The organism is Sphingomonas sp. AP4-R1, from assembly GCF_013113735.1.
Lineage (GTDB): Bacteria > Pseudomonadota > Alphaproteobacteria > Sphingomonadales > Sphingomonadaceae > Sphingomonas_I.
The window spans coordinates 726,393-749,755 of sequence record NZ_CP053346.1; the positions used below are offsets into that span (position 1 = coordinate 726,393).

At 65.6% G+C, this 23,363-nt stretch carries 21 protein-coding genes; 5 read left to right on the plus strand and 16 right to left on the minus strand.

What is annotated here, in order from left to right; genetic code table 11:
• Positions 1-951 (minus strand): xanthine dehydrogenase family protein subunit M, encoded by a 951-nt coding sequence (locus HL653_RS03530; protein ID WP_171743285.1) that lies wholly within the window; start codon positions 949-951, stop codon positions 1-3.
• Positions 948-1,598: an aldehyde dehydrogenase iron-sulfur subunit PaoA gene (gene paoA, locus HL653_RS03535; RefSeq protein ID WP_171743286.1), complete on the minus strand. Its 651-nt coding sequence runs from the start codon at positions 1,596-1,598 to the stop codon at positions 948-950. Before paoA ends, HL653_RS03530 begins: the two co-directional genes overlap by 4 nt.
• 330 nt (positions 1,599-1,928) lie before the next feature.
• Between paoA and HL653_RS03540 the strand changes: the two genes are divergently transcribed.
• The gene (locus tag HL653_RS03540) at positions 1,929-2,822 is read left to right on the plus strand and encodes a LysR family transcriptional regulator (protein ID WP_171743287.1); all 894 of its coding nucleotides are present in this window, start codon (positions 1,929-1,931) and stop codon (positions 2,820-2,822) included.
• Positions 2,823-2,947: 125 nt separating this feature from the next.
• Here the strand turns inward: HL653_RS03540 and HL653_RS03545 are convergent, their stop codons facing one another.
• The 3 genes from HL653_RS03545 to HL653_RS03555 all read right to left on the minus strand — a co-directional run bounded on the left by HL653_RS03545 (position 2,948) and on the right by HL653_RS03555 (position 7,840).
• The gene (locus tag HL653_RS03545) at positions 2,948-6,049 is read right to left on the minus strand and encodes an efflux RND transporter permease subunit (protein WP_171743288.1); all 3,102 of its coding nucleotides are present in this window, start codon (positions 6,047-6,049) and stop codon (positions 2,948-2,950) included.
• Positions 6,046-7,143, minus strand: coding sequence for an efflux RND transporter periplasmic adaptor subunit (locus HL653_RS03550; protein ID WP_171743289.1), 1,098 nt, complete (start codon positions 7,141-7,143; stop codon positions 6,046-6,048). Before HL653_RS03550 ends, HL653_RS03545 begins: the two co-directional genes overlap by 4 nt.
• Before the next feature lie 76 nt (positions 7,144-7,219).
• Positions 7,220-7,840: a TetR/AcrR family transcriptional regulator gene (locus HL653_RS03555; protein ID WP_171743290.1), complete on the minus strand. Its 621-nt coding sequence runs from the start codon at positions 7,838-7,840 to the stop codon at positions 7,220-7,222.
• Positions 7,841-7,941: 101 nt separating this feature from the next.
• Here HL653_RS03555 and HL653_RS03560 point away from each other — a divergent pair, with 101 nt between their 5' ends.
• On the plus strand, positions 7,942-9,396 hold the full coding sequence (locus tag HL653_RS03560; RefSeq protein WP_171743291.1) for an efflux transporter outer membrane subunit: 1,455 nt from the start codon (positions 7,942-7,944) through the stop codon (positions 9,394-9,396).
• A 25-nt stretch (positions 9,397-9,421) separates the two neighbouring features.
• Here HL653_RS03560 and HL653_RS03565 read toward each other — a convergent pair whose 3' ends face one another.
• Both HL653_RS03565 and HL653_RS03570 read right to left on the minus strand, forming a co-directional pair.
• Complete coding sequence (locus HL653_RS03565) at positions 9,422-10,045, minus strand: tyrosine-type recombinase/integrase (protein WP_367613590.1); 624 nt, start codon at positions 10,043-10,045, stop codon at positions 9,422-9,424.
• A 672-nt stretch (positions 10,046-10,717) separates the two neighbouring features.
• Positions 10,718-11,230 (minus strand): spore coat protein U domain-containing protein, encoded by a 513-nt coding sequence (locus HL653_RS03570; protein ID WP_171743292.1) that lies wholly within the window; start codon positions 11,228-11,230, stop codon positions 10,718-10,720.
• A gap of 50 nt (positions 11,231-11,280) precedes the next feature.
• On the opposite strand from HL653_RS03570, the gene HL653_RS03575 reads away from it, so the two are divergent.
• Positions 11,281-11,439, plus strand: coding sequence for a hypothetical protein (locus tag HL653_RS03575; RefSeq protein ID WP_171743293.1), 159 nt, complete (start codon positions 11,281-11,283; stop codon positions 11,437-11,439).
• On the opposite strand, the gene HL653_RS03580 is transcribed toward HL653_RS03575, so the two are convergent.
• The 8 genes from HL653_RS03580 to HL653_RS03615 all read right to left on the minus strand — a co-directional run bounded on the left by HL653_RS03580 (position 11,433) and on the right by HL653_RS03615 (position 19,547).
• On the minus strand, positions 11,433-11,942 hold the full coding sequence (locus HL653_RS03580; RefSeq protein ID WP_171743294.1) for a spore coat U domain-containing protein: 510 nt from the start codon (positions 11,940-11,942) through the stop codon (positions 11,433-11,435). The genes HL653_RS03575 and HL653_RS03580 overlap by 7 nt on opposite strands.
• A 172-nt stretch (positions 11,943-12,114) precedes the next feature.
• On the minus strand, positions 12,115-12,678 hold the full coding sequence (locus tag HL653_RS03585; protein ID WP_171743295.1) for a spore coat U domain-containing protein: 564 nt from the start codon (positions 12,676-12,678) through the stop codon (positions 12,115-12,117).
• On the minus strand, positions 12,678-13,739 hold the full coding sequence (locus tag HL653_RS03590; protein WP_171743296.1) for a spore coat protein U domain-containing protein: 1,062 nt from the start codon (positions 13,737-13,739) through the stop codon (positions 12,678-12,680). The genes HL653_RS03585 and HL653_RS03590 overlap by 1 nt, the downstream gene beginning before the upstream one ends.
• A gap of 2 nt (positions 13,740-13,741) precedes the next feature.
• The gene (locus HL653_RS03595) at positions 13,742-14,161 is read right to left on the minus strand and encodes a hypothetical protein (protein WP_171743297.1); all 420 of its coding nucleotides are present in this window, start codon (positions 14,159-14,161) and stop codon (positions 13,742-13,744) included.
• Complete coding sequence (locus HL653_RS03600) at positions 14,152-16,653, minus strand: fimbria/pilus outer membrane usher protein (protein WP_171743298.1); 2,502 nt, start codon at positions 16,651-16,653, stop codon at positions 14,152-14,154. The genes HL653_RS03595 and HL653_RS03600 overlap by 10 nt, the downstream gene beginning before the upstream one ends.
• A gap of 28 nt (positions 16,654-16,681) precedes the next feature.
• The gene (locus HL653_RS03605) at positions 16,682-17,443 is read right to left on the minus strand and encodes a molecular chaperone (protein ID WP_171743299.1); all 762 of its coding nucleotides are present in this window, start codon (positions 17,441-17,443) and stop codon (positions 16,682-16,684) included.
• A gap of 13 nt (positions 17,444-17,456) precedes the next feature.
• The gene (locus tag HL653_RS03610) at positions 17,457-18,023 is read right to left on the minus strand and encodes a spore coat protein U domain-containing protein (RefSeq protein WP_171743300.1); all 567 of its coding nucleotides are present in this window, start codon (positions 18,021-18,023) and stop codon (positions 17,457-17,459) included.
• Positions 18,024-18,200: 177 nt separating this feature from the next.
• Positions 18,201-19,547, minus strand: a complete 1,347-nt coding sequence (locus HL653_RS03615; protein ID WP_171743301.1) for an EAL domain-containing protein — start codon at positions 19,545-19,547, stop codon at positions 18,201-18,203.
• Between the two features lie 104 nt (positions 19,548-19,651).
• Here HL653_RS03615 and HL653_RS03620 point away from each other — a divergent pair, with 104 nt between their 5' ends.
• Positions 19,652-20,251 carry a site-specific integrase gene (locus tag HL653_RS03620; RefSeq protein ID WP_171743302.1) on the plus strand — a complete coding sequence of 200 codons (600 nt, stop codon included), beginning with the start codon at positions 19,652-19,654 and terminating at the stop codon, positions 20,249-20,251.
• Between the two features lie 855 nt (positions 20,252-21,106).
• On the opposite strand, the gene HL653_RS03625 is transcribed toward HL653_RS03620, so the two are convergent.
• Positions 21,107-22,240, minus strand: coding sequence for an HNH endonuclease (locus HL653_RS03625; RefSeq protein WP_216599946.1), 1,134 nt, complete (start codon positions 22,238-22,240; stop codon positions 21,107-21,109).
• A 295-nt stretch (positions 22,241-22,535) separates the two neighbouring features.
• On the opposite strand from HL653_RS03625, the gene HL653_RS03630 reads away from it, so the two are divergent.
• Entirely contained in the window at positions 22,536-23,342 is an 807-nt protein-coding gene (locus HL653_RS03630) for a matrixin family metalloprotease (protein WP_171743303.1), read from the plus strand.
• The last annotated feature ends 21 nt before the right edge of the window (positions 23,343-23,363 follow it).

Sequence of the window (23,363 nt, forward strand, 5' to 3'; positions counted from 1 at the left end):
TCAGGCCTTCGCTTGGGCGATCAGCGAGGCGAGCGTGCGCGCCGCGAGCGGAACCTTGAAACCGTTCTGCTCGGTCGGCTTCGCATCGGCGAACACTTGGCTGGCGACTGCGGACGCGCCCTGCGGCATCGCGGCCTCCGCCGCCTCGACGCGCCAGGGCTTGTGCGCGACGCCGCCGAACGCGACGCGCCCCGTGCCGTCCTTCTGGATCACCGTCGCCACCGAGACGAGCGCGAAGGCGTAGGACGCGCGATCGCGCACCTTGTGATACAGATGCATGCCGCCGATCGGCTTCGGCAGCGTCACGCCGGTGATCAGTTCGCCATGCGCCAGCGCATTGTCCTTCTCGGGCGTGGTGCCGGGCAGGCGATGGAAATCCGCGATCGGGATGATGCGCGTCGTGCCGTCGGCCTTCACCGTCTCCACGCTCGCATCCAGCAGCCGCATCGCCACCGCCATGTCGCTCGGATAAGTGGCGATGCACGCGTCCGACGATCCGATCACGGCCAGCTGGCGCGAGACGCCGCCGATCGCGGCACAGCCCGATCCGGGCTTGCGCTTGTTGCAGGGCAGGTTGGTGTCGTAAAAATAGGGGCAGCGCGTGCGCTGGAGCAGATTGCCCGCCGTCGTCGCCTTGTTGCGGAGCTGGCCCGAGGCGCCCGCCACGATCGCGCGGGTCAGCACGCCATAATCGCGCCGCACGCGCGCATCAGACGCCAGTGCGGTGTTCGTCACCAGCGCGCCGATCCGCAGCCCGCCTTCGGGCGTCGGCTCGATGCTGGCGAGCTTCAGATCCTGCACGTCCACCAGATGCGTCGGCGTCTCCACCTCGATCTTCATCAGATCGAGCAGATTGGTGCCGCCCGCGAGGAATTTGGCGCCCGGCGCGCGCGCCACGGCCGCCGCCGCTTCGGCGGGGGTCTTCGCCCGCTCATAGGTGAAGCTCTTCATGCCTTGGCTCCCGTGGAATCGACGCCGGCCACTTCCGCCATCGCCTCGGCGATGTTGGAATAAGCGCCGCAGCGGCAGATATTGCCGCTCATCCGCTCGCGCATTTCCATGTTGGTGGGTTTCATGCCTGCGGTGATGTCCTCGCTCACATGGCTGGGGATGCCGCGTCGGATCTCGTCCAGCACCGACACGGCCGAGCAGATCTGCCCCGGCGTGCAATAGCCGCACTGATAGCCGTCATGCTTGATGAAGGCCGCCTGCATCGGGTGCAGCGTCTCGGGCGTACCGAGGCCCTCGATCGTCGTCACCGCGTCGCCCTGATGCTGGAGCGCGAGGCTGAGGCAGGAGTTGATGCGCTCGCCGTTCACGATCACCGTGCAGGCCCCGCACTGGCCATGATCGCAGCCCTTCTTCGTGCCGGTGAGCTTCAGATGCTCGCGCAGCGTATCGAGCAGGGTGGTGCGCGTATCGAGGGTCAGATCGTGGCGCTTGCCGTTCACCGTCAGCGACACCGGCATCATCGGCGGCTTGCCCGGCGCGACGGCGGCGGCGTCCACCTCGTGCGAGAACCCCGGAACCACCGCGCTCGCGGCGCTTGCGGCGAGCACCCCGCGCCGGCTGATCTTGAAGTCTTCGGAGCTGTTCATATCGCTATCGTCCTTCCGGAGCGCGCCGCATGCGGGGGGTCGCGGGACCGTGATGGGATGGGAGACCGCCCCGCCGTCCCGATCTTAACGCACGAGCCGAAAATCGATTACATGCTCAGAACGGCATGATCTCATGAAACGAGATCATGAAAACCATTATATACAGTCATATATAGTCATGATGCCGCGCGAGGCGCGCATCGATAGGCGTGGGTGCTTTGAGCCGCTCCCACTCCACCATTCTGCAATGTTGGACGCAGAATCGCGCCGCGCCTATGCTGGGAGTTCATCAAATCCGCCGCTTTCCCCGATCGCGGCACAGGAGGCCCGATGCGGCGCGAAGACCTGGTCGACCTCAACGCCTTCCTCGCCGTGGCGGAGGCGCGCAGCTTCACGCGCGCGGCCGCCCAGCTCGGCACGTCGCAATCGGCGCTCAGCCATACCGTGCGCCGGCTGGAGACGCGGCTACGCGTCCGCCTGCTCACGCGCACCACGCGCAGCGTCGCCCCCACCGAAGCGGGCGAACGCCTTCTGGTGACGCTCCGCCCCGCGCTCGAGAATATCGGCGAGGAACTGACCCGCCTCGGCGAATTGAGCGACCGGCCGACCGGCACGCTGCGCATCACCACCGCCAGCCATGCCGCGCGCACCATCCTGTGGCCCGCGCTGGAGAAATTGCTGCCCGATTATCCCGACGTGCATGTGGAGCTGAGCATCGATTCCGCTTTCTCGGACATCGTCTCGGATCGCTTCGATGCGGGCGTGCGGCTGGGCGAGGCGCTGGCCAAGGACATGATCGCCGTCCGCATCGGGCCGGATCTGCGAATGCTCGTCATCGGATCGCCCGCCTATCTCGCGCAACATGGCGTGCCGAAGACCCCGCAGGATCTCTCGGCGCACCGCTGCATCAATCTTCGGATGCAGAGCTCGGGCATCCTCTATCCGTGGGAGCTGGAGAAAGACGGGCGCGAGCTGCGCGTACGCGTGGAAGGCCAGCTCGCCTTCAACAATACGGAGATGATCGTCACGGCCGCCACAGCGGGCTTCGGCCTCGGCTTCGTGATGGCCGATCAGGCGGCGCCCTATATCGCCGACGGCCGCCTGATCCCGGTCCTGGAGGATTGGTGCCCGCCCTTCCCGGGCTATCACCTCTATTATCCCAGCCGCCGCCAGCCTTCGGCGGCCTTCTCGCTGCTGGTGGATGCGCTCCGCTACCGGGATTGAGGCTCAACACCTGCCCCAAATCCCGTTCGTGCTGAGCCTGTCGAAGCACCGTCCTTCTTCTCTCGGACAGGAGGAGAAGAACGGCCCTGCGACAAGCTCAGTGCAAACGGAGGGAAGGGCCTCGCTTACATCGCGTGGACGGGAACCGGCGTGTGCGTGGCGCCCGCATCCACCTCAGCCTTCGGCGTGATCTTGTACCACAAGGCATAGAGCGCCGGCAGGAACACCAAGGTCAGCGCCGTGCCGCCGATCGTGCCGCCGATCAGCGTAAAGGCCAGCGATCCCCAGAAGACCGAGAAGGTCAGCGGGATGAACGCCAGCACCGCCGCCAGTGCCGTCAGGATCACCGGCCGGGCGCGCTGCACCGTCGCCTCCACCACGGCATCGTGCGGGGAGAGCCCGTCCGCCTCGTTCTGGTGGATCTGGCCGATCAGGATCAGCGTGTTGCGCATGATGATCCCGGCCAGCGCGATCATCGCGAGGATGGCGTTGAAGCCGAACGGCTGGTTGAAGATCAGCAACGTCGGCACCACGCCCACCAGAGCCAGCGGCGCCGTCAGCAGCACCATCGCCATCGCCGAGATCGAGCGGACCTGGAAGATGATCACCACCATCATCAGGATGATCATCAGCGGGAAGACCTTGGCGAGCGCCACATTGGCCTTGCCGGCTTCCTCCAGCGCGGCCGCCGTCTCGATCTTGTAGCCTGCGGGCAGCGAAGCGACGATCGGCGCGATCTCCTTGATGATCTCGTTCGAGACGTCCGGCGGCTGGCGCTGTTCGGAGATGTCGCCGCGCACCGTGATCGTCGTGTAGCGATCGCGACGGCGCAGGATCGGATCCTCCATGCGGACTTCCGCCTTGCCGATCTGGCTCAGCGGCACGCGCTGCCCGGCGCTGCCCGTGAGCGTGAAGGCGCCCAGCTTGGCCGGATCGAGGCGATCCGATCCGGCGCTGCGGGCGATCACGTCCACCGCGCGGATATCCTCGCGCACCTGCGTCACCGATACGCCCGTCAGCAGGAATTGCAGCTGCTGGGAGGCATCGTGCGAGGAGAGGCCGATCGCGCGCAGGCGATCCTGATCCAGCACGAAATGCACGGTCGGCACGCGCTCGCCCCAATCGCTGTTCACCTGCCGCATCGAGGGGTTCTTCAGCATCACCGCGCGCACCTGCTCGGCGATCGCGCGCACCTTGCCCTCATCCGGGCCCATCACGCGGAAGGCCACGGGGAAAGGCGAGTAAGGCCCGAACACGATCTGCGTCGCACGGATGCGCGCGCCGGGGACGAGGCCCGCCGCCGCCACTTCACGCACTCGATGCTTCAGCGCCTCGCGATCCTTCTCGCTGGGCGTCAGGATCACGATCTTCGCGAACGAAGGATCGGGCAGTTCCGGCGCCATCGCGAGGAAGAAGCGCGGCGCACCCTGCCCCACATAAGAGGTGACGATCTTCGATTCCGGCTGCTTCTTCAGCCAGTCTTCCATCGTGCGCGCGGCCGCGTCGGTCGTCCCGATGCTCGTGCCCTCGGGCATCTGCACCTCGACCAGCACTTCGGGCCGGTCCGAGATCGGGAAGAATTGCTGCTTCACGAAGCCCATGAAGAAGAAGGCGACGAAGAACAGCGCCAGCACCGTGCTGGCCACCTTCTTCTTGTTGTCGACCATCCAGGCGATCGCGCGACGCAGCTGGTTGTAGCGCGGCGTGCCGTAGATGGCGCCGTGCCCGCCCTCGATCTTGGCGATATCGGGCAGCAATTTCACGCCGAGATAGGGCGTGAACACCACGGCCACGACCCACGAGGTCAAAAGCGCGAAGCCGACGACCCAGAAGATGTTGCCCGCATATTCGCCCGCGCTGGATTTGGCGAAGCCCACCGGCATCAGGCCGATCGTGGTGACGAGCGTGCCTGCCAGCATCGGCGCCGCCGTATGCCCCCAGGCATAGGTGGCCGCGCGGACGCGGTCATAGCCCTCCTCCATCTTCACCACGATCGTCTCGATGATGATGATCGCATCGTCCACGAGCAGGCCGAGCGAGAGGATCAGCGCGCCCAGCGTGATGCGATCGAAATCGCGCCCCGTCGCCAGCATGATCACGAACACGCCCGCCAGCGTCAGCGGCACGGCCATCGCCACGACGATGCCGGTGCGCCAGCCGAGGCTGATCAGGCTCACCGCGATCACCACGGCGAGCGCGACGAAGAATTTCAGCATGAACTCGTCATAGGCCTCGGCGATGTTCACCGCCTGATCGGTCACCTTCGTGAAGGACTGGCCCAGCGGCATCTCGGCCGAAATGGCCTTGGCCTCCCTCTCCAGATCCTTGCCGAGCTGAAGGCCGTTATAGCGCTCCTTCATCACCACGCCGAGGATCAGCGCCGGTTCGCCATCGTTGCGGATCAGGAAGGTGGCGGGATCTTCATAGCCGCGCTTCACCTCCGCCAGATCGGACAGCTTCAGCGTGCGGCCACCCGCCACGATCGGCGTGTCCTTGATCTTCTGCACATCGTCCAGCGCGCCATCCAGACGCACCTGCACCTGCGGCCCGTTCGTATCGATCGAGCCTGCCGGCGTCAGCACGTTGCGGTCGTTGAGCGCGGCGAACACGTCGCGCGCCGACACGCCCAGATTGGCGAGCCGCGCATAGGAGAATTCGACGTAGATGCGCTCCGGCCGCTCGCCGATGATGTTGACCTTCTTCACGCCGGTCACGTGCAGCAGGCGCTGGCGCAATTCCTCCGCCTGGCGGACGAGCAGGCGCTGCGGCTCGCCCTTCGCCTTCAGCGCATAGAGCGCGAAGGTCACGTCGCCATATTCGTCGTTGATGAAGGGGCCGGCCACGCCGCGCGGCAGCTTCAGCGCCTCGTCGCCCAGCTTCTTGCGCGCCTGGTAGAATTCCTCGGGCACTTCGGCGGGCGGGGTGGGATCCTTGAGCGTGACGGTGGTGAAGGCCAGGCCGGGGCGCGTGAACGTCTCGGCCCGATCATACCATTTCAGCTCCTGCATCCGCTTTTCCAGCGGCTCGGCCACCTGATCCTGCATCTCCTGCGCGGTGGCGCCGGGCCAGGTCGTCACGAAGGTCATGGCCTTGATCGTGAAGACCGGATCCTCGGCGCGGCCCAGATTGAGGAATGCGAACAGGCCCGCCGCCGAGATGGCGATGATCAGGAAGAGGGTGACGGCGCGTTCCCGCACCGCCAGCGCGGAGAGATTGAAGCCGCTCATTTCGAAGCGACCTGCTCGGCGACGCGCACCGCCTCGCCCGGATGCAGCAGATGCGCGCCCAGCGAGACGAAGCGCTCGCCGGGCCGGATCCCGCCCGTCACGGTCGCGGATTCCTCGCTGACGCGCGCGATCTGCACCGCGCGCCATTCCACCGTCTGCGGCGAACCGGCGACGATCCACACGCCGGGGCCTTTGCCCGTGTCGTAGAGCGCCGCGAGCGGCACCTCCATCTGCGTGCCCGCCTTGGCGAGCGGCAATTGGATCGTCACGGTCGCGCCCAGCGGCGCGGCGGCGGCCGAACCCTCCAGCACGTAGCGCGCCTCATAGGTGCGCGTCAGCGGATCGGCGGAATTGGAAAGCTGGCGGAGCCGGGCCGAGCCCGCGCCGCGCGCGTTGAACACGGCCGCCGTCGCGGTCGATCCGATCGCGGGGCGGATCGTCTCGGGCAGGTTCACCGTCGCCTCGCGCGGGCCGGAGCGGGCGAGCCGCACCACGGTCTGGCCGGCCGTCACCACCTGTCCCGGCTCGCCCAGCGTCTCGACGACGATGCCGTCCGCATCCGCGAGCAGCACCGAATAGCCCGCTTCGTTGCGCGCGACGCCGGCCTGCGCCTGTGCGGCGGCGAGTTGCGCCTTGGCCGCATCCGCCGCCGCCTTGGCCTGATCGTACGCCGAAGCCGACACCGCGCCCGCCGAGACGAGATCGCGATAGCGCGCCTCATCCGCAATCGCCTGCACCGCGCGCGCCTTGGCCGCATCGACGACACCGGCCTGCGCCACTGTGGCGAGCGCCAGATCCGTGCGGTCGATCCGCATCAAGGGCTGGCCGCGCTTCACCGCCTGGCCCGTATCCACGAGCCGCTCGACGATCTTGCCGGGGACGCGGAAGCCGAGGTTGCTCTGCACGCGCGCCGAGACGACGCCCGTATAATCCTGCGTCATGTCCACCTCGCCACCGGCGGTCGCCACCCGCACAAGGGGCGGCCCCACGCGCGGATCGGCCGGAGCCTTCGCGCAGCCCGCAATCGCGAGCGTGAGAGCGAGCGACGATGCGCCCAGAAACCGGATCGGAGCAGTCTTGAACAAGCGTGGCATGAGTCGCGTCCCTTGTTGGGTCGCCGCTCAAATGAAGTCGAGTGACTCTTGTGTCAACTAGTCACTAGTAACTTTTTTACGGGGCGAGGCTCCGCAGGATCAGGCTCACCACCTCGTTCGCGCCCTCCGGCACCGCATCCAGATTATATTGCAGCATCATCGGGTTCATGAACGGCTGGAACGCCATCATGATCGATCGGGCCGCCTCGTCGATCGGCGTCTTGCGTTCGAACTCGCCCCCCTCGCGCCCTTCGCGGATGATGTCCGCCACCATCTGCTCCACCTTGGCGACATAGGCCTCGGACGAGGGCCAGCGCTCCGAGCAGGAATAGACGGCGATGTCGTACAGCTTGCGATCGCTGAAGAAGAGTTCGACGCTGAGCGCCGATATGGTATTGAAAAGGCGCCTCATCTTGTCGGTCGACGACTTTCCTTCGGCCACGGCCGCCTCCACGGCATCCATGATCGATCCCAGGCAGCGGGCGCAGATCGCTTCGCCGATCGCCTGTTTCGAATCGAAGAATTTATAGATGTAGGCCTTGGAAAAGCCGATCGTCTTGGCGAGATCCGCCACCGTCGTCTTGCCATAGCCATAGTGGCTGAAATGCTCGTCGGCCGCCTCCACGATCTGGTCGCGGATGTTGTGATCGGCGGGGCCGCGCTGTCCGGCGGCTTTGCTGGCTTTGAGAACGCTCATGGGGCGTCACATAATCACTGGGGATGGAATTGACAACGAGTGACGTAATTGTATATTCGTCACCATCCTTCCGATCCCCATTGTTCCGACCCGAGGTCACCATGCGCCTTTCCGCCTCCCTCTCGTTGCTTCTCGCCTCCGCCGCGCTCGCGGGTTGCGCGGTCGGCCCGGACTATCAGCGGCCGGCGCTGGCGGCCCCCGCTACCTTCATGGGCAAGGCCGCCGTCGATGCGCGCCACCCCCCAATTTCCGCCACAGCCCCGATCGCCGTCACCTCCGCCACCTCGACAGTCTGGTGGGAGACGTTCGGCGATCCGGTGATGACCGATCTGGTCGCCAAGGCGCTCGATCAGAATCTTGACATCGCCCAGGCCGTCGCCCGCGTGACGCAGGCGCGCGCCGGCCTGCACAATGCCGATGCCGCCCTGCTTCCCTCCGGCACCCTCTCCGCATCCGCCGGCGCCTCCCGCCTGTCGACCGAGACGCTGCAGGGCCGCCAGCTCGCCGCCTTCGGCACGAACCGCAATCAGGAAAGCTACGACGCCAATCTCGGTGCCAGCTGGGAGATCGATCTGTTCGGCGGCCTGCGCCGTGATCGGGAAGCCGCTTATGCCGATTATGAAGCCTCGCAGGCGGGCGTCGCCGCCGCCCGGCTGACGGTCGCGGCACAGGTGGCCGACACCTACATCATGGTGCGCGGCCTGCAGGCGCGGCTGGCCGTCGCCAACGAACAGGTCGCGACACAGCGGAAACTGGTCGACACGATCGGCCTCCAATACCGCAAGGGCATCGCCGCCGAACTGCAGCTGCGTCAGGCCGAGGGCGTCCTCGCGCAGGTGCGGGGCACGGTGCCGGTCTTGCAGGTCGCGCTGGATGGCGCGCTCAACGCGCTGGACGTGCTGATGGGCGCCCAGCCCGGCACCTATCGCAGCCAGCTCTCGCAACCCAATGCCATCCCGGCCGCCCCCGCCATCACCGATATCGGCAGCCCCGCCGATCTGCTCCGGCGCCGCCCCGATCTGATCATTGCCGAGCGCCGTCTCGCCGCCTCCAATGCCCGGATCGGCTCCGCCATCTCCGAATATTTCCCGAAGCTCTCGCTGACCGGTCTGATCGGCACGGCCGCGACGGGTCCCGCCGCTCTCTTCACCGGCGGCGCGACGCAGGCGCAGGGCGTGGCCGGCCTGCGCTGGCGCCTGTTCGATTTCGGCCGCGTCGATGCCGAGATCAAATCCGCGCGCGGTCGCAATGCCGAGTCGCTCGCCGCCTATCGCCTCGCCGTGCTGCGCGCGTCGGAGGATGTGGAGAACAGTTTCTCGGCGCTGGTGAACCGCGAGGACCAGCAGCGCACGCTCGCCAGCGGCGAAACCGCGCTCGCGCGTGCCCAGCAATCCTCGATGGCTGCCTATAAGGGCGGTGTCGTCAGCCTGATCGAAGTGCTCGATGCCGACACCCGCCTACTCCAGACCCGCGACGCCCTCGCCCAGGCCCGCACGGAATCGGCGCGCGCGGCCGTCGCCTCCTATCGCTCGCTCGGCGGCGGCTGGTCGAGCTGACGCGCTCCGGCCGGTCGCCACGGCATCACGTGGCCGATGCGGCCCGCGCCTCGCCGGCACTCCCGCTCGGATAGCGATGCCAAAGCTTCTGGGCGATGGCGCGCTCCTCCGGTCCCGTGACCTGAGCGTAGATCGCGGTGGTTCGCAGATCGGCATGGCCCAGCCAGCGCTGCAGCAGGCTCAGCGGCACGCCGGCGGCCACCGCAGAGACGCCGAATCCGTGTCGCAAAGCCTTCGGGCTGGCATTCTGGCCGACGATGCTCGCCTGGATCATGAGACGACGGACGTGACGATAGCCGGTCATGCGCGCCCAGGGCCAAAGCAGGGATGTCATCACGGCGGGATCGGCGCCGCGCAGGCCGTGCGCCTGATCGAGCAGATCGATCATCTGGTCCGAGATCGGGACCATCCTGAAGATCCCTCGCCGCCTTTTCTTGAGGGATTCGAAGATCACGAACCCGCTGGAGAGATCGAAATTTTCGCCTCGCAAGGCAAGAGCCTCGGATATCCGGCATCCCGTTTCCGCGAGAAGACAACAGAAACTCTGGATTTCGACCGGTGATTGGCGGGCCTGGGCCAGAAAAGCCGCCAGTTCCTCCTCGTTGACATATTTTCTTCGCCCATAATGGTCGAGTACCATTCTCTGCATCGAGCCCGTCCCCAGCTGAATGTCCGCTCATATGAAATCGCCGGATGGACTGGTCTTTCAGCTCCGGCGAGAGCGCCGGATCCGACAGTCGGGCATGCACCGCATGCACCGTCGATTGCGATGACAGGCCCGGCGATCGACGCGCCGATCGGCCGCTGCACTCCGTTTTTGAACGGAAAACCGATCCCTCGGCAGGCAAGCGGCCGCCCGGCGAGGCACGGTCCTTCGCAAGCCCTGACACATCTCAGCGGCGGCGATCGGGCGCCGCCCGCACGACCATCCCGTCCCGCGGCGGCGGAGCGACATGCATATCGCTCTTCGCCTTGCACAAACGGCGTGACGCCAGCGCGGCCCCCGCGATGGGCGCACTGTGGCCAGGCCGTCGACCGGCCCGATGCTTCTTCCCGTATAAACTTACATATTGTAATGCGTCGACCGCTGTGTCAGCGATGCGATCGCGTCTTATCCCGTTGGATTTAAGAAATAATACAACTGTCTTTCTCAACAGTTTATACTAAAGCCGTAACAATACGATATTTATAGATCGTTTCAGCTATATACGCTGATACGTCGTAGGGCCATATTGTTTTCAATTCGTTAGTTTACGCAATTTCAGCCGATCGACAGATCGATGATCAGGCCTGCAGATGGCAGCGCGCTAACGAGTGCCGCTCAGTAATCGATCCGCACCAGCACCGTGTCGGTATAAACACCATCCGCCGGCACACCGTTCGAAACGATCAGGCGCCCCGCGATCCGGACGGACGTCTCGTCCCCTCCCTCGGGCGCGAGGGGATGGGGCTGGTCGTCCCACAAGGGAGCATCGCCGCCCGCCCCGCGCAGCAGATCATAGGCGAGCAGCGCTCCGCCCGGGCCGCGCAGATTGCGCTGCTGGCCGATCGCGTTGCGCCCGTTGTCGAGGGTCACCGCCACGGAGGCCCCCTCGCTGCAGCGGATCGGCAGATCGCCCGCGATCAGCACGGTTTCGCCGCCGGACATGGCGCGGGCTCCGAAATCGATCGTGCCCCGTCGCAGTCCGCCGGTGGCGCTCCCTCCAATGTCGCAGCTCGGCAGGATCCGGGCCGAGACGGGCAGCCGTTCCGTGCTCGATGCGGCGCGGGCCGGCGGCCATGGCTGCGACCATGCGACCAGACCGAGCGGCACGGCGACGGCCCAACGGATCATCACGCTCCTCCTTTCCTCCGCCCACCACTCCGGCGGGCAGGCATTTCACCATGAGCGGGATTGCGAACGCGACCATGATCGCCGCCGCCGGGGCGGGCGGCGACGATCAGGCGCCTGGATCCGGACAGGCCGGAAGCCGGGAGGCGGGGATGGAATTCACCTCCCGGCAGGCTGGGATGGGCCTGCCGGATCCCGCGATCCATCAATAGGTGACGGTCAGCACCACCGTATCGAGATAGTCGTCGGGAGCCGGCAGGTGCGTGCCGGCCGGGATGCGACCATAAACGGTGAGAGTCTTGGCATCGCCGTCACCTACGCCACCCGTTTCACCCGAGCCGTCGAGCGTTTCGGAAGCCGCGGTGGGGAAGGTGATGCTCCGATCCCTATCGGCATAGATGTCGTAGGTCAGGTAGGCCGTCGTCGCGAGCGTCTGGCTGGCCATGCGGCGCTGTCCGGCGACCGCGTTCGCACCAGTGCCGGCCGACACGAAATAGGGGGTCGTGTCGGTGCAGGTGAACGTGAGCGATCCCTGATTGTCGATATTGTCGCTGTTGCCGTCGACATCGCCGAAGGCGAGCGTCTGGGTCGAGCTGATCGAGCAGCTGTCGAGCACCTTCGCCGTCACGCTGAGATTGTCCGTCTTGACGGCGGCATAGGCCGGCGTAGCGAGCAGGGGGACGGTGGCCAGCAGGCCCATCAGGATTTTACGCATGGGAGATCCTTCTCGGTGGAATGAAAGAGTGCGAGTGGGGCAAGTCATCGGATCGTCCGGAGCCCCTCGCCGGACGAAAGCTGGGAAATTCGGACCGCATCCCGGCGCCGGCCCGCAGGCAACGGCACGGACACGCATCCACCGGAACGAGGCGGGCGGCGGGGCCGGGACATCAATAGGCCACCGTCACGAGGATGGTGTCGGCATAGGCGCCGGGCGTCTTCGAAACCGTCGTGCCGGCCGCGATCCGGCCGTAAACGATCAGATCCTGGCTGGCGCCCGAGCCGGTGCCGTCCACCCCGCCGACGCCGCCCGCAACGCCCTCGCCGATCCCGTTCGCATCCCAGACCGTGCCGCGATCCACGTCCTTGAACAGCTGGTAGGGCAGGCGCGCGGCGCCGTTGCCCATGTTGCGAAGGCCGCTGCCGGCCGAAGCGCGATGATCGCCGTCGCCGAGATAGACGGTATAGGGCTGCCCCTGCGTGCAGGAGACGGTGAGGCGGCCCGTCGCGTCGAGCGCGTCGGCGAGTGCGCCCGTGCCATCGATGCCGCCGAAATCGAGATCGCGCGTGGAGACGAATTCGCACACGCCCGCCAGCGTCGCCTTGATCGTGGCGGTGCCGGTCACCGTGCCCGCGCCGCCGGGCGCCGCACCGGCGCCGAACGCAACCGCGATGCCGAAAGACAGGCCCCAGCATCGACGGGTGAGCGGACCGAAGGGGCGCGGCGGACGCATCAGTAGACCACCGTCACGAGGACGGTATCGGAATAGGTGCCGAGCGTCGGCGGGAGGATGGTTCCCGCACGGATCGCCGCATAGAGAGTGGTGGCATCGGCCCCGCCGGTCGCGGTCTTCGTGACGCCGCCGGCGCCACCCGTCACGCCGGCGCCCATGCCGGTTTCGTCCCACACGGCAGCCAGATCGGCCGCCTTGTAGAGCTGATAGGGCAGACGGGCGGTGCCGTTCGCCATGTTGCGCAGGCCCGCTCCCGCGCCGGCCCGGTTCGCGCCGTCTCCGAGATAGATGCTGTAGCTCGTGGTATCGGGGCACGTGACCGAGATCGCTCCCGACGCGATGCGATCGCTCGCGAGCGTGCCGATCTCGTTGATGGTGCCGAAATCGATCGTCGGGGTCGCGTTCAGCACGCAGGCGAGCGGGACGCCCACGGACAGCGCCATCGCGCTGGTCGCGGCGGTGGTGCCGGTGGGGCCGCCGCTGCCGCAACTGCTCGGCCGCGAGGCATAGAAGCGCCATGCGGACGAGGCCGAGAAGGAATAGGTGCCGGGCGTCGTTCCGGGCGGAGCCGTCGTGGCGAGAAGATGCGCGTAGACCGTGATCGTCCGCGCCGAATTGGTGTCCGAGGTTTCGAAGACCGTGCCCGAGGGCTGCCCGGTGGCGGTGCCGTGGGAAATCGCCGCCCCGGACGGCGTGAGATACAGTGCGGAATCGAAGGCCAGAAAGGGATTGGCCGTGGAGGCATCGAGGTAGAGGCGGCCGCGATTGGCGTCGTTCGAAACCTCGCCGATACACACGGTCGTGCTTCCGTCGGCTTCTCCGCTGCACGTGTAGCTCGTCGTGATCGGCACCCATTGTTCGGTGCCGAGCATCGATCCGCTGATCGTGAAGCTCCCGGTCGGCTGCGACAGGGTGCACGTGGCCTTTGCGGGCGTGGCCGGGAGGAACAGCAGCGGCAGGGCGACGATCGCGCCCGCCAGCATATGCCCGCCCAAGCCCAGTGCCGCGAGCGCGGCGCCCGCGATACGGACGCCGCGGCGTCCCCGATCGAGCAGGGTCATGGTCAATATTCCACGGTCAGGCGGCGCGGCGCGATCGCGACGGGCGCGACCTGCGGCGCGGCGGCCGATGCAAAAGCGGAGGACACGACCTCATCGGGACCGGCATCCGATCCGATCGCGGCCCGATAGGGCGTACCGCCCGGACACCGGACCAGGAACGGCTCCGCAGACGTCGCGCGCACCGAACAGGCGGGCTCGACGAGCAGGGTCGCGCGGACCCGCGCGAAGGCGCGCGGCCGACCGACGGCACCACGGTGCGACGGGCCGAGCCGGGCGGGATAATCGGCGCCCTTCAGCGGCGGCACCGTCAGCGGCACGCCCGCCGCGCCCGGTGCATCCGCCACGATCGTCTGGGCGGCGACCGGCGCCACCAGCGACGCGCACGCCACGCCGATGCCTGCGAGGCGACGGATCACCGGCATGCCAGGGGTCCGATCTTGGGCTGGGCCGGGCCGGCCATGTCATAGGGGAAGCTGGCGGTGCAGGTGCCGCGCGGGCCGAGATCGATGCTGATCCGGTTCGAGGGGCCGAGCCCGCGAACATAGGTCTCCCCGCCATATCCCACCGTCGCCGGCTCTCCGCCCTGCACCTGCGCGACGTAGCCCGGCGGAATCGGGCGACCGTCCGCATCCTGCAGGACCAGAATGGCTCCGCGCACGATCTTGGCGCCGAAATCGACGACGGCGCCCTGCCGATAACCAGCGACCGCGAACCGCTCGGTCGCCTCGGGCTCCCACCCGTCGGGCAGGCTCGCCGGATCGATCGCCAGCCGCTGCGTGTAATATGGAATGAGGTCGGGGAGCAGTGCCCGGCCTGCACCGTTGGTCTTCCCCATGCGGGCGCCACCCTGGATCACCTCCACATGAGGGCCCGCATGGGTGACGACGGCGAAGGCCTGACCGATCCGGTTGGCCGCGAAGATGCCGCCCCCGGCCGCGACCAGCGATCCATCGACCTGAACGCTTCCGCGCCATGCGCTCCCGCTCTGATCGACCTGCGCCCGAAGGAGCGCCTGCGCGGCGCGGTAGGTCACGTAGCCGGTGCGCTGGGCATCGACATTCCCGTCGCTCTCGCGATCGGAGAGGCCCCAGCCGAAATCGCCTTGCCGCTGCCCGGTCGATCCCGTGGCCTGGACGGTATAAGCGGTGCGGCCATTGTCATGTTCGGTGCCGGCCGACACGCTGACGGTCTGACCGAACCGCATGCTGAGCGTCGCGAACAGGCCGTAATGATGGCTGCCGTCGAGGTTGCGATAGCCGCTGGCGTAGAGGCTGATCCGGTCCGTTATCCCGCGCGACAGCGAGAGGCTGCCCGTGCACGATCGGTTGCCGGGGGACACGATGCGATTGTAGCTGAGGCTGATCGAGGTCCTGTCGAACCACGGCGTAAAGGCGATGCCCGCCCGATCGATCGCGCTGGCCTGCGCGGTGGCCGCGAGCAGATTGCCGGAGGGCAGCGGGGACGCGGCATCATAGCTGCGGATCGATCGCTGGGACGACACACGCGCCAGATCGAAATAGTCGCCAAGGGTGCGATCCGTCCCCGCGAACAGCCTCACGCCACGGACGTTCGCGTCCACGTCCACCGAAAGCTTGCCGCCGTGATGGCCCTTGTAGCGGCTGCCGGCGATCGAAGCGGTGATCGCGCCATAGCCACCGATCGCCGTGGTCGCCCCGCCCCCGGCGTTGAGCAGGCCGTCCGTCGATCCCTCCCCATGGCCCTCGATCGTCAGAACCTGGGTGACGCCGTAGCGCGCCGAGCCCGACGCGAAGACGACCTCGTCATAATCGAACGAGCGGACGCCGTAGGACAGTCTCGGGGCGCCGACATCCAGCGAATATTGCAGCACGCCCCGCCGCAGCAGATTGGCCGAATAGAAATAGGCCTTCGTCACCTCCACCTGCCGGCCGGTGGCGTCGGTGGTCACCAGCCGCACATCGCCGCCCGAGACATAAGGGAGCGATTTCAGGTCGAATGGTCCGGAAGGGACTTCGCCGGAGTAGATTTTCTGCTGGTTGACGAACAGATCGACCGTCGACGGCAGCGCCGCCGATCCGGAAAATTGCGGGAGCGCGGCGGTGACGATGTCGGGCCGCTGATCGAACGCGCTCGCGATCTGAAAGCCGGCCAGGCGGACGCTGCTGGTCCAGGCCAGCGCGTTGCTCGCGAAATCGCCGAGCGTATAGGATCGGATCGCCTTCGGATCGATCAGACGCCAGCTGCTGTCGAGCCGCACCGCCCCCGACGATCCGAGGCCCGGCCGGCTTCTGAAGATGCCGTTGGTCGCGACGATGCCGAACCCTGTCATGGCGACCGCCTCGGCATTGCCGCTGAACTGGGTCCCCCCCTGCGCGCGCGCGCCGTAGAGGCCGTAATTGAGCAGGAAGCCGGGCGTCGGCCGGACGGCGTCCAGATCGATCGGGGTCCGCTCGCCGCCAAGGCCCAGCTGATAGGATGTCAGCAGCGCATCGGGGACCTGCAGTGCGATCGCCTGCCGCGCCTCGTCATAGCGATACGAAACGCCGGCGAGATCATCGAACGCGATATCTTCCTGGCTGCCGAGAGCAGGATCGAGCTTGATGCGGATGCCCCGCAACTCGCCCGCTTTTCCGCTGAACCTGCCGTCGGCATCCTGCTTCATCCGCAGCAACTGCCCGGTGGGCGTACCGTTCAGGGTGACGTCCAGCAGCATCGTCTGGGGCGGCGGCGCAGTGCTGGATTTCGGCGGCTGGCCGATCTGCGCCAGCGTCACGGAAATATCCTCGCCGGATGCGGCGACGAGCCACGGCCGGGACGCGTTCGCCAGCAACTCCGCAGAGGGCGGCGAGGCGCCGGCCGCAGCCTCCGCCGAAACCGCGCACAACATCCCGCCCGCGCCGACGCCAAGCGCCGTTTCCAGCAGCCCCCGACGCATCCGACCTCTGCGACCGCTTCGCTCACGTTCAGCGCTCCCCGACAACCACCGATTCCTTGATGTCGGTGCCATCGTTCTTCGCGGAGAGCGCCACGGTCGATCCGATGGCGGGAAGCGCGGACGCCTCCGGCTCGGCCTTGTCGGCCGGGCGGGGAAGCTTGAAGTCGAAGCGCTTGGTCGTGCCCGCGAGGACATAGCCGTTGAGCCCCGAGCCGAACACGATCGGCTTGCCGTCCGCCGGCGCGATGGTGAGCGCCGCGATCTTGGCGTGACGCTGGCCCGTATTCAGCACCTCGGCATGCAGGCCGTTCCTGTCGCGCCATACCGTCCAGGCGAGGCGCGCGATCGCCTTGGGATCGACGACGAAGACAGGCATCGACGTCCGCAAGACCATCGCCACGCCCTGGCCCACCGTGCGCGGATCGATCGGCTTGGGCAGTTCATCGATGAAGATGCGATAGGATTGCTCGCCCTGGACGGGCATCACGGCGGGCCGGGCGACGCGCACCGTATAGGATGCTCCCGGCGGCACGGTCGCGGCGGGTGGGCTCACCAGCATGTCGCTGGTCTCGTCCAGTTTGTCCTCGCCATTGGTCTGCGACCATTTGAAGATGCGGATCTGCAGACTGACCGGCTCGCTGTCCGTGTTGACGAGCGTGATGGAGGCGGCGCGCTGCTTTGCCGGTATGTCGATCCCGACCGGCGAGATCCGGAGGGACGCGGCGCGGGCGGGGCCGATGGCGGCCAGGACCAGACCGGAGGCCAGAGCGGCGGTGCGGAATATCGTCACTGTCCTGGTCCGCTCAGTAGGACAGCATCAGCGTGACGGTGTCGGTATAGAGACCGTCGGGGAGGCCCGTGACGCCGGCTATGCGGCCGAAGATCGCGACCGGGCTGGCGGCGCCGGCCGTGGGAATGACGAGCTGGGTGGCGGCTCCGGGCGTGTAGGGAATGGTGCGCGCCCGATCCTGGAACAGTTCGTAGGCGATCGTGATACCGTTGGGGCCGGCGAGGTGGCGCTGCGCGCCCGAGGCGTGCGCGCCGCCATCCACCGTCAGCATCGGCGCGCCGGAGCCGGTATAGCTGGTCGAGCAGGAAACGCTCAGCGCGGTTTCGTCGCCACCCGCGATCGCGGTCGTGTCCCCGCCGGTCATCTCGTCGCTGCCGATCCGCCCGAAGTCGAGCAGGATGTCCGTGGCGGGGGCGCTTGCGGGAATGCCGCCCGCGCTGCTGGAAAATCCGCAGCCCGGCACGACTTCCAGGCGCACGTCGAGCTGGCCGGTGCTGCTCGCGGCGGTCGCCACGAAGCTCCCTGTCGGTACGGCGATACCCATGCCGGCAAGCGCGGCGAAGGCTGCGATGCTGTTCATGCGTCATGATCCCCATCAGATCGGCGGGCCAGGACGGCGCGCGACCAAGGCAGTCGATCGGGCCTATCGCGCCCTGTAGGGCGCCCGACTGCCTTCGGACGCCGCGTGGAATGCCGGCGAGAGCGCCGGATCGAATCTTCTGCTCCCTTCGTAGGAAGCGAGGATTTTCCGTGTCGATCAGGCAATTAGCCTCACCATCTCGATCAATCCCCACCAGAGGAAAGCCGAGAGGCAAACGGCGACGGCTATGCCCCTTCGCAGCCGTCGGACATCGGGCCGAGGAAGGGCCGGCAGGCTCGTTTCGGCGGGGATCGCCGCTGGGGGTTTCGAAACCGGCGCCGTCGGCACGTCCGTCAGCAGGGCAAGGCGAGGCGCACCGGCCTCGCGGCCGGAGAAACCGGACGCGCCGGCCGCCTCCGCCCGCCGCATATGATCTTTGGTCTCCGCACCATCGACCAGCACGATGGACGAGTAGTTGCGCGCGAGACCGACCAGATGGCCCAGCGCCTCCGCCCCGCTCACATGACGCAGGAAGATACGATCGACGATCACGAGATCGGGTGCGAGCATCGGCAGATGGCCGACGGCTGTCTGGCCCGCCCCGAAATTGGCGAGCGCGATCTGGCATCCCAATCCGCGCATCCGATCCGCGAAGATCACGGCTTGAGCAATCGAGGGGAAAGGCGCGGCCTGATCGATCGCGACGATCAGCCGCGCCGCCACCTGCGGCGCGCTCCGCAGCGCGGCGAAGATCGATTCCCACCAGGCGGACACGGTCGCGCTCGCCGCCGAGATGCTGCACGCCAGCCGAAGCTCGGGCTGCTTGCGGAGACGTTCGATCGTGAGGCGTACGACATGACTGTCGAGCAGCTCGGTCATGCCGATGCGCTGATAGGCCCGCATCATGTCCTCAGGATCGAGGCTCGCACCGGCCGTGTCAGGCAAATGGGGCGTCGCGTGATAGTGGAGCAACGTGCGGTCCGGACCGCACGCGACGACCGGATGCCACGCGAGGAAGAGCGCGCACTCCCCCATCGCCTCGGCAAGCCGCGCGGCATCGGCCATGGCGCCGACATAGCTGGCGATGCGGACGGCGTCCTGCGGCGACGGTCGCCGCGGAGCGACCGCGCCCTCTTCCGTGACCGCGCTGAGCTCGGGCAGGATATCGACGTCGCCATAACGGACCGGCCGCGCGGCGATGGTCCGGAGCGCGGCTTCGATGAAGCGCGTGGCGCCCCACGTGCCGAAGCCGGCATCGCCGTGGAGGATCAACGCGACGCCGTCCGCCCCCTGGCGGACCACATCGCCGGCAGCCCCGAGGAAGGATATGGCGCGTTTCTCGACTTTCTCCATGAGGACCATGGCGGCGTCCTCCCCGAAGATCGCGGCGACGATCGCCCGATTGGCGACGACGAGTCCAACCCGGCATCGGCGGTGCGCGGACGTCCCACCTCGCATGTTCGAACGCTCGTAGAGCGTTGATACTACGCCGGGTTCGTCGAACGCTCTCAGAGATACTGACATCACACACGGGCTCCGAATCACCCGTCAAGGCGGGGCCCGTTCCGAATAACGAATAGTGTAACAGGCCCCCCGCAGGCGGGAACGCGACCAGAAGGAGCGCTCTGATGGACTTTTCGGTGTTCGATACGCAGGGTCGGCGCAAATATCTGAACCGCACCGAGGTCCGCAGATTTCTCGAGCAGGCGAGCCGCTGCGACGATCCGACGTACAGTTTCTGCTGGCTGATGACGGAAACCGGCTGTCGGATCTCGGAGGCCCTGGCGCTCACGCGCGGCAATATCGATCTGGGCTCTCGCCTGGTCGTGATCGAATGCCTGAAAAAGCGGCGCAAAGGCGTGTTTCGCACGGTGCCGCTCTCGTCGGAGCTGGCCGCATTCCTCAAGCAAATATATGATTTGCAAGGCACTTCAGCGAAGCACGAGGCTGCCGAACGGCTGTGGCCGTGGACCCGCCTGACGGGATATCGCAAGATCAGAAAAGTGATGGCGTTTGCCGGCCTGTCGGGGCTGCATGCGACGCCGAAGGGGCTGCGGCACGGCTATGGCGTCGCCGCCATCAGCGCCGGCATTCCGCTCAATCTGGTTCAGAGCTGGCTGGGCCACGCCGATATCGCGACCACCGCAATCTACGCCGCGGTCACCGGCCCGGAAGAGCGGGCGATCGCCAGCCGCCTGTGGACCTATTATGCGCCGTCGGGCGGCTGAAGCCTCAGAGTCCGCGGATGTTTAATCGAGCTATATCAAGCATAGAATGCCGCTCGCCGCACGATGAACTCAGCTCAACTTGATTTGAGATACACTATTCGTTATAGTGTAACAGGCATACATATGTAATACACCAATTTCTTAAATCTTTTCCCGACAGATTTGTTCCGGCTACTGCATCCGCCCACAGAAGAGGTGGATGGGGTTCATCGCGTCGCGGGTCGTCGCATCTCAATATAAAAGGCGGGCGTAATGGTCCGGCGGACCGAAGCCCCCTTTTTTTCTCAGCCGTCTTGCCGATGCCCGTGTCAGCCGGCCGCGTGCGAGCTGAGATCCGGATAGCGCCCGAGCATAGTCGCTGCTGACGGCGTAGCGATACGTCATCCACATCCACCGGAACTTGGAGCGATTGGCTCGGACGAGCAGACAAGGCCAGCCATTTTGAAGGCGGTCCCTTGAGCGCGCTTTGTTGCGCAACGGGCTTAGGCGCCCCTTGAGGCCGGCATTCTGGTTGGAATGGTCGCGGCGTTGGTGCTGATCCACCGCCTTGGGGTGGTTGATTCAGGGGTGTGCCGGGTTTGGAGGTTCGGCCCCGAGCCGCCCGGCTCTGTGGGGGCCTGTCGCGCGGTGAAGGAACGGCCCTCAAACGAAAAGCCCCCCGGCGCTGTTTGCGCTGGGGGGCTTTTGGTATGTGTTGGTTGCGGGGACAGGATCCAAATGAGCACGCACCTGCATATTGGTTGTTGATAATACTGGGCTTTCTGAACATCTAAAATGAAACACCCCCGCCGATACCCTCGCAGTTGATCAATTCGGACAAGACGTTCCCATAGCCATCATCGGGTACGCACTCGCCTAACCCGGCTTTCCATGATCCTCGCGATGCCAGGCCAATGCCTGCACACTTGGTCGATCAGCTTTGCCATGCGGAAGCCGCAGCTTCTTGCCCGCCAGCTTCCCGTAAGTTGATCCCACGAGCCGAAGATCGACGACGACGCGCAATGATCCGTCTATCGTGATGAGGCCGAGGTCGAATAGTGTGTGAAGGTCTGCCCTTAGCAGCAGCCCGTTACAGACCACGTTCGTTTCTTTGCCGAGATATGGCCGGATATGAGCAGCCTCCAAGATCGGCTCTACGGCGCATCTAGTTATCGCGCATCGCCCGCCGTAGGCTCGCAAAAGTTCCCTGCGAAACTTCGCCTGCCCCTGCCGCCGCTTGACCTCTGCCCACACTTTCTTTCGACCGTCCTCCAGCGAGGTAGGGTCAAAGGTATCTTGCGGCGCTTCAATATCCTGCTGAATGGACCACCGCTGGAGGACGAAGTTCGTCGGACCACCGCCGGTGTGGCTGACATATTGAAACGGCCCCTCGAACCGAAAGCCAGCCCCAGGGTGCTGTCGTTTGCTGTCTCGATAGAAGATGAGTAGTTCATCCCCGACCTGTTCATGGCCAATAATCTTGTCATCTGTCCGTCCGGCTGTTTGACCCTGCCAGTAGAGCAGATCGCCTTCCAGATGATCCGCATATTGCGTGCGGTCAGATGTCTTATCCCTGGTAACGAACAGCCAAACTGAATTCGAGCCGGCTGGCTGGAAAACGCCCGTGTTGAGCGTCGCGTCAGTGATCTTGAACATCTCACGGAGGTCATCGCGCGTGTAGATTTCACCTTCTTCAAGTCGTGGGGATGTCCAATCCACGACCTTAAAGCCAAGCCTTCTCATCGCAATCTTGACGGGATCGCCGCCTGAGAAGTCGTCTGCGTGGAGCGCGCGCCCGTGCTGGAAGCCGTATGCGGCGGCGACGAGCGGCTTGCTGTCGTAACCGACGCCTTCGTGGATGACGAAAAAGCGGTTCGATCTCTCAAACCGCTTCTCAGGGACGCTGTAAGCCTCGATAAACTCGTCCCGCCCCAACTGGCGAAATTGCTCCATCGCCTCAAGGACCGCGCCGCGATCAGTAAGCTCAGACAGTCTCTGCCCTGTCGCCATGCCGTTATTTCCTTAGTCATTCCCGACAGTGTGACCGACTACGAATCTGTGAGACTGCCTGTCCACAGCAGCGCTGGCCATATGACTTATCCGGCCGAACCGACATGACAGATACATCCACCAAAAACCGTTAATTTGCATGATATATCCGTACGTTATGAATGATCGTTCTGATATCTTTGAAAATTTATATTTGTTACGTTTTAGAAATAAAATGAATTTGAATCAGTCATTTTAAAATAGATGATAATTATATATTCTAGCATCCGGTCAGACGTTCTGAGAGGGATCGGGCATGGCACTTGCAATCACGGGGTTGCGTACGGCTGATGAGATAGAAATCGATAATCCATTTGAGCTGATCGATGACGCATTGCCGATTTCGAGCGACGAAGTGCATGTCATTCGGGAGGGGGTGCTGTGCACGACCGAGCCGAAAGGGCACGCAACGGCAAAGGGAGCCTCGCTTCTTGAACTCGTGCTCAATGCCCCCGACGGCTTCATCCCTCTATGGGCGCCCAACATTACGCTACGCTGGCGATTTCAGGAGGCGTCACTTCGCCGCTATCGCAATCCGAACGCCGTCAAGGTCGAAGTGGAGAAACTGCTTGGCGAAGCCTTGATTGCCTGGGGTGATGCGGCACCCGTGAAGTTCGTGCGGGCGGATGACAATTGGGACTTCGAGATCGTGGTTCGAGACGGCGATGAATGCAGTCCGCAAGGCTGCACGCTCGCTCGCGCTTTCTTTCCCGATGCGGGACGCCATGAGTTGGCCATTTTCCCGAAAATTTTCTCCCAGCCTCGCCAGGAGCAGATGGAAACGCTGGCCCATGAGCTTGGCCATGTGTTCGGCTTGCGCCACTTCTTCGCGCTCGTGAAGGAGACGGCATGGCCGGCCGTGGTGTTCGGCGAGCACAGCAATTTCAGCATCATGAATTATGGCGCGGACAGCCGGCTTACCGATGCCGATCGGGCCGACCTGAAGCGGCTCTACGCTCAAGTCTGGTCCGGTCAGCTCAATAACATCAACGGCACCAGGATCCGGCTTGTGACGCCGTTCCATCAAGCCGGGGTCAGTCCCGGAACGATGATCGTCGCATAGGCGGTCGCCAACACAGCTTGC